This window comes from Streptomyces sp. Y7 (assembly GCF_043195415.1).
Lineage (GTDB): Bacteria > Actinomycetota > Actinomycetes > Streptomycetales > Streptomycetaceae > Streptomyces.
Genome location: NZ_JBIDDQ010000012.1, coordinates 216,379 through 222,820, shown reverse-complemented (window position 1 = coordinate 222,820; position 6,442 = coordinate 216,379). Strand labels below are relative to the sequence as shown.

The window sequence follows — 6,442 nt, the reverse complement described above, 5'->3', positions numbered from 1 at the left end:
CACCCGCCCACCCGTGCAACACTCGTCGCCGACTGCGGGTGGCCCCGGAGGGTGCTGGTCACCGTCGGCGACTGCGGGTTCGAGGGGCCGGCCATCTGTCGCGGGCGCGTGGGCTTGCCCCTCCGCCACGGAGTCGAGGCCGACTGTCCGCCGAGGGCTCGTCGGCGGCGGCTGCGGACGAGCGAGGCCGACCGGTCGTCGAAGGCTCGCCGGCGGCAACCGCGGGTTCAGGGACGGCCGGCCGGTCGTCGAAGGCTCATCACCGTGGACGACCGCGGGTGCAAGGGGCGGCCGACCGGCCATCGAAGGTTCATCGCCGTGAACGACCGCGGGTTCGAGGGGCGGCCGACCGTCCGTCGAAGGCTCATCACCGTGGACGACCGCGGGTTCAAGGGGCGGCCGGCGGGCCGTCTGAGGCTCAGCGCCATCGGCGGCCGCGGGCGCGTTGGCCGGTCATCCCGGCGGGGTTCGTCGCCGTGGCGGGGTGCCTCGGGCCTGTTGGCCCGCCGTTTGCCGGGTGTTTGCCGAGCGCTGGGGCGCGGGGGCTGAACATGGGTGCGGGCCGGCCCGTACGAGGAGATGGCGGGCCCTCAGCCTCCCCAGCGAGGCCCGCCACAACTCCAGCAGGGGCCTCGCACGGAAGGACCTTCGGGTGCCTGTCTTCACGCGCTTTCGTCAATCCACCAGCACGAACGACGACTTGACCGACGAGGCCCCCACCGAGAAGAAGTCCCCGGAAGACCCCCCACCGGACGAGCAGCCGAACGAGCCCGCAGCGGCCGGTGACGAGCCCCCGACAGCCGCTGAGCCTCACCAGCCCACGGCGGACGAACCGCCTCAGCAGCCCACGGCGGACGAACGGCCTCACGAACCCGCGTCGGCAGACGGTCAACCCCACGCACCCGCGACAGACGACCGGGCCCTCGAACCCGCAGTCGCCGACGGCGACGAGCCCCCCACGGACCAGCAGCCCCACACACCCGCAGCCGGCGCCGGCGACCAGCCCGCCACGGACCAACAACCAGCCCACACCCCCGCGGCCGCCGACGGCGATCAGCCCCCTGTGGGGCCACCCGCAGTCGGCGACGAGAGTGGCACGGGTGGGGCGGGTGGGCCCCGTGGGGGTGCGTCGGGTGAAGGCGGAGCCGAGGAGGTGCGGGCCCGGCGTCCCTACCTCCGCTGGACGCTCACCCTCCTCGCCGCCGCCCTCATCTACCTCTGCCTCCAGATGCCGAACACCCTCGGCAACCTCAGGCTCAGGGAGTTCGTACGCCTCCCCGCGGAGGCCGTCATCGGCGCCGCGATCCTCCTCAGCCTCCCCCGCCGCCCCCGCATCGTCGTCGCGGCGACGACCGGCGCGTTCCTGGGCGCCCTCACCATCCTCAACCTGCTGGACATGGGCTTCAACGAGTACCTGGGCCGGCACTTCAACATCGTCCTGGACTGGGAACTCCTCGACGACGCCCAGTCGTACATGAAGGACTCGATGGGCGACACGACGACCGTGCTGCTCACCGTCGGCCTAATCGTCCTCGCCGTACTCCTGATAGCCCTGGTCGCCCTGTCCACCGTCCGCGTCGCCGACGTACTGGCCCGCCACAAGGCGGACGCGTCCAAGGGCGCCCTGATAGCCGGCACCGTCTGGATCACCTGCACGGCGTTCGGCATCCAGGTCGCCGGCGTGCCGATCGCCGCCGACCACACCGCCGGAGTCGTCAAGGTGCACGCCCGCCGGGCGATGGACACCCTGCGCGACGAGGCGCAGTTCGCGAAGGACGCCAGGGCGGACACCTTCGGCAGCACCCCGCCCGCCCAGCTCGTCCCCGACCTGCGCGGCAAGGACATCGTCTTCACCTTCATCGAGAGCTACGGCCGCAGCGCGATCGAGGACCCGGAGATCGCCCCCGGCGTCACGAGCACCCTCGACACCAGCACCGAGGCCCTGGCGAAGGCCGGCTTCCACGCGAAGAGCGGCTGGCTGACGTCGGCGACGTTCGGCGGCAACAGCTGGCTGGGCCACTCCACCACCCTGTCCGGGCTGTGGATCGACAACCAGCAGCGCTACCGCACGGTCATGGCCAGCGACCACCTCAGCCTCACCAAGGTCTTCAAGAAGACCGGCGCATGGGACACGGTCGGGGTGATGCCCGGCGTGCAGAAGAGCTGGCCGGAACAGAAGTACTACGGCCTGGACAAGGTCTACAACGCCTTCCAACTCGGCTACAAGGGACCGAAGTTCAGCTGGTCGACGATGCCCGACCAGTACGCCCTGGAAGCCTTCCAGCGCCAGGTGCACGGCAAGGAGCGCGACAAGCCCCTGATGTCGGAGATCATCCTGACCTCCAGCCACCAGCCCTGGGCGCCGATCCCGAAGATGGTCGACTGGGACGACCTGGGCGACGGCTCGGTCTTCAAGGCCATCCAGAAGGCGGGCGTCGAGCCGGCGGACATCATCTCCGACTCCACCCGCTCCAAGCAGGAGTACGGCAAGTCCGTCTCGTACTCCGTCACCAGCCTCACCCAGTGGCTGGAGCGCTACGGCACCGACGACACCGTCCTCGTCTTCCTCGGCGACCACCAGCCGATGTCCCGGGTCAGCGGCGTGCGGGCCAGCCGGGACGTGCCGATCTCGATCGTCGCCAAGGACCCGAAGGTGCTGGACAGGATCGCCGACTGGAACTGGACGGACGGCCTCCAGCCCGCGCCGAAGGCCCCCGTGTGGAAGATGAGTTCCTTCCGGGACCGCTTCCTGACGGCCTACGGCTCCACGCCGAGCCCGACGAAGTAGCCCCGCCGCAGCGCACCCGGCCCGTCAGCCGCCGGAGGTGTCCAGCTCCGCGTCCTCGCCGACGCCCGCGCAGTCGTAGGGGTCCTTCAGCCAGCCGTCCGGCAGCACCACCCGGTTGTTGCCGGACGTACGGCCGCGGGGCCCGTCGGCGCCGGCGGGCCAGGGCTGGTCGAGGTCCAGCTCGTCCAGACCGCCGCGCAGTTCCGCCAGCGAGGACGTGATGGCGAGCCGCTTGCGCATCTCGGAGCCGACCGCGAAGCCCTTGAGGTACCAGGCGACGTGCTTGCGGAAGTCGATGACGCCCCGCGCCTCGTCGCCGATCCACTCGCCGAGCAGGGTGGCGTGCCGGACCATGACGTCGGCGACCTCGCGCAGGGTCGGCCTCGCGATGTCTTCCGTACGTCCTTCGAAGACGGCGACCAGGTCGGAGAACAGCCAGGGCCGCCCGAGGCACCCGCGGCCGACGACCACGCCGTCGCAGCCGGTCTCGCGCACCATGCGCACCGCGTCCTCGGCCGACCAGATGTCGCCGTTGCCGAGCACGGGGATCTCCGGCACATGCTCCTTGAGCCGTGCGATGGCCTCCCAGTCGGCGGTGCCGCCGTAGTGCTGGGCGGCGGTGCGCCCGTGCAGCGCGATGGCCGTGACGCCCTCCTCGACGGCGATCCGGCCGGCGTCGAGGTAGGTGATGTGGTCGTCGTCGATGCCCTTGCGCATCTTCATCGTGACCGGCAGGTCGCCCGCGCCGCTCACGGCCTCGCGCAGGATCGCGCGCAGCAGGTTCCGCTTGAACGGCAGCGCGGAGCCGCCGCCCTTGCGCGTCACCTTCGGGACCGGGCAGCCGAAGTTCAGGTCGATGTGATCGGCCAGGTCCTCCTCCGCGATCATGCGGACGGCCTTGCCGACGGTGGCGGGGTCGACGCCGTACAGCTGGATCGAGCGGGGCTTCTCGGTCTCGTCGAAGTGGATCAGCTGCATGGTCTTCTCGTTGCGCTCGACCAGCGCACGAGTGGTGATCATCTCGCTGACGAACAGCCCCTTGCCGCCGCTGAACTCCCTGCACAGGGTGCGGAAGGGCGCGTTGGTGATCCCGGCCATGGGGGCCAGGACGACGGGCGGCCGGACGGTGTGGGGGCCGATCTGCAAGGGCGAGGCGGTCGTGGGCATCCACCCATTCTCACGTACCGGACCGGGTGCGGCGAAATTCATTAGTTAGGCGTACTATTCAAGAATGCCGGAGCTCAGCCCCCGCCGCCGGATGCTGGTCCTCGCGATCTGCTGCATGAGCCTGCTGATCGTGAGCCTCGACACCACGGCCCTCAACGTCTCCCTCCCCGCGATGCAGCGCGACCTCGGCGCGAGCACCTCGGGTCTGCAGTGGACGATCGACGCCTACACCCTCGTCCTGGCCTCGCTGCTGATGCTGGCCGGCTCCACGGCGGACCGGATCGGCCGCAGACGCGTCTTCATGACCGGCCTGGTCCTGTTCACCATCGGCTCGGCCCTGTGCTCCCTCGCACCGAGTCTCGACTGGCTGATCGTCTTCCGGATGGTGCAGGCGGTCGGCGGTTCGATGCTCAATCCGGTCGCGATGTCGATCATCACCAACACCTTCACCGACCCGCGTGAGCGGGCGCGGGCGATCGGCGTGTGGGGCGGGGTCGTCGGCATCTCGATGGCCGCGGGACCGCTGGTCGGGGGCCTGCTCGTGGACGCGGTCGACTGGCGCGCGATCTTCTGGGTCAACCTGCCGGTGGGCCTGACGGCCCTGCTGCTCACCCTGCGGTTCGTCCCCGAGTCCAGGGCCCCCAAGGCCCGCCGCCTGGACCCGGTGGGACAGCTGCTGGTGATCGCGCTGTTCGGCGCGCTGACGTACGCGATCATCGAGGCGCCGAACACCGGGTTCGCCTCGGTGCTGCCGTTCGCGGCGGTCGCGGCGGCGGCCCTGCTCGGCCTCCTCTGGTACGAGCCGCGCCGTGCCGAGCCCCTGATCGACCTGCGGTTCTTCCGGTCGGTGCCGTTCAGCGGGGCCACGCTCATCGCGATCGGCGCGTTCGCCGCGCTGGGCGGGTTCCTGTTCCTGTCGACGCTGTACCTGCAGAACGTGCGCGGCCTCGACGCGCTGCACGCCGGTCTGTGGATGCTGCCGATGGCGACGCCGATGTTCCTGTGCGCGCCGCTGTCCGGGCGGCTGGTGGGCACCCGGGGGCCGCGGCTGCCACTGCTGGTGGCGGGCGTGGCGATGACGACGAGCTGCGCCATGTTCGCCCTGTTCGAGGCGGAGACGTCCAATGTCACGCTGCTGCTCGGGTACGTGCTGTTCGGCATCGGCTTCGGGTTCGTGAACGCGCCGATCACCAATACGGCGGTGTCGGGGATGCCGCGGGCCCAGGCGGGGGTCGCGGCGGCCGTCGCGTCCACGAGCCGGCAGCTCGGGCAGACGCTGGGGGTGGCGGTGATCGGGGCGGTGCTGGCGGCGGGCGTCGGGACGTCGTCGTACAAGGAGTCGTTCGTGTCCGCCGCGGGGCCGGGGTGGTGGGTGCTCACGGGGTGCGGGCTGCTGGTGCTCGTCGTGGGGGCGGTCACGAGTGGGCCGTGGGCGCGGAGGACTGCTGAACGGACGGCCGAGACGCTGGAGTCGGCCGAGATTCGCCATGCGTCCCGGGTTGTCGCGTAGTCCGTCGGCCATCGGTGCGTCGGGGCTGGTCGCGCAGTTCCCCGCGCCCCTTCAGGGCCGCGCCCGGCGCCGTTCCGTGCCCTTCAGGGCGTTGCCCTCGTCAGCGTCAGTGCGTGCAGCTTCTCCAGACGTACCCTCGACTCCTCGTCCGCCGGGACGTACGTCACCATCCTCGGGCCGACGTCCGGGCTCAGCCACAGGTCGGTGTGGTCGACCAGGATGCGGCCCACGTGGCGGTTGAGGAACTCCTTGCGCTTGCTGCGGTGGGACACCACCTCGTGGCGCTCCCACACCTCGCGGAACTCGGGGGACTCCGTGCGCAGGCGTCCCAGGAGCATCTTCCAGGCGGGCTCGCCGAGATGACCGGCCATCGCGGCCCGGAAGCGGGCGGCCATCAGGCGCTGGGTCTCCTCCAGGTGCACGATCGAGGACTGCCAGTCCTGGTGGGTGTACGACAGGATCATGCAGTTGCGGTCCTCGGGCGGCACCGCCTCCAGGTCGCACAGCAGCAGGCCGTAGGTGCGGTTGTGGGCGAGGATGTCGTACCGGCTGTTCTGCAGGCACGCCGGATACGGCTCCAGCTGCTCCAGTACGGCACGCATCGCGGGCGTCACCGACGGGCAGGCCGTCGCGGGAGTCGGGTCCACCGCACCGGCGAGCTGGAAGAGGTGCGACCGCTCGCTGGGGTCCAGCATCAGGGTGCGGGCGAGGGCGTCGAGGACCTGGACGGAGACCTGGATGTCCCGGGCCTGCTCCAGCCACGTGTACCAGGTGACCCCGACCGCGGCGAGCTGCGCGACCTCCTCGCGGCGCAGGCCGGGTGTGCGGCGCCGGCTGCCCCGGGGCAGGCCGACCTGCTCGGGGGTGATGTGCTCGCGGCGGTGGCGCAGGAAGGCGGCGAGTTCATGGCGCCGGATCTGCGATGCTGCCGGAGCGCGAGGGCCTGTCGTCTCCTGTGCCACGGTCGTCATGCCTCC

The 6,442-nt window shown here is 71.0% G+C and carries 4 protein-coding genes; 2 read left to right on the top strand and 2 right to left on the bottom strand.

Features of this window, described 5'->3' with window-relative positions:
- Window positions 1-1,063 precede the first annotated feature (1,063 nt).
- Entirely contained in the window at window positions 1,064-2,788 is a 1,725-nt protein-coding gene (locus tag ACGFW6_RS27580) for a CDP-alcohol phosphatidyltransferase (RefSeq protein ID WP_393515262.1), read from the top strand.
- Between the two features lie 24 nt (window positions 2,789-2,812).
- Here the strand turns inward: ACGFW6_RS27580 and dusB are convergent, their stop codons facing one another.
- Window positions 2,813-3,955: a tRNA dihydrouridine synthase DusB gene (gene dusB / locus ACGFW6_RS27575; RefSeq protein ID WP_393515259.1), complete on the bottom strand. Its 1,143-nt coding sequence runs from the start codon at window positions 3,953-3,955 to the stop codon at window positions 2,813-2,815.
- A gap of 64 nt (window positions 3,956-4,019) precedes the next feature.
- Between dusB and ACGFW6_RS27570 the strand changes: the two genes are divergently transcribed.
- Complete coding sequence (locus ACGFW6_RS27570) at window positions 4,020-5,465, top strand: MFS transporter (RefSeq protein ID WP_393515256.1); 1,446 nt, start codon at window positions 4,020-4,022, stop codon at window positions 5,463-5,465.
- A gap of 83 nt (window positions 5,466-5,548) precedes the next feature.
- Here ACGFW6_RS27570 and ACGFW6_RS27565 read toward each other — a convergent pair whose 3' ends face one another.
- Window positions 5,549-6,436, bottom strand: coding sequence for a helix-turn-helix transcriptional regulator (locus ACGFW6_RS27565; RefSeq protein ID WP_393515253.1), 888 nt, complete (start codon window positions 6,434-6,436; stop codon window positions 5,549-5,551).
- Between the last annotated feature and the right edge of the window lie 6 nt (window positions 6,437-6,442).

Coding starts and splice junctions, on each gene's coding strand:
- ACGFW6_RS27565 (WP_393515253.1), bottom strand. CDS start 6,436: ATGACGACCGTGGCACAGGAGACGACAGGCCCTCGCGCTCCGGCAGCA.
- dusB (WP_393515259.1), bottom strand. CDS start 3,955: ATGCCCACGACCGCCTCGCCCTTGCAGATCGGCCCCCACACCGTCCGG.
- ACGFW6_RS27570 (WP_393515256.1), top strand. CDS start 4,020: ATGCCGGAGCTCAGCCCCCGCCGCCGGATGCTGGTCCTCGCGATCTGC.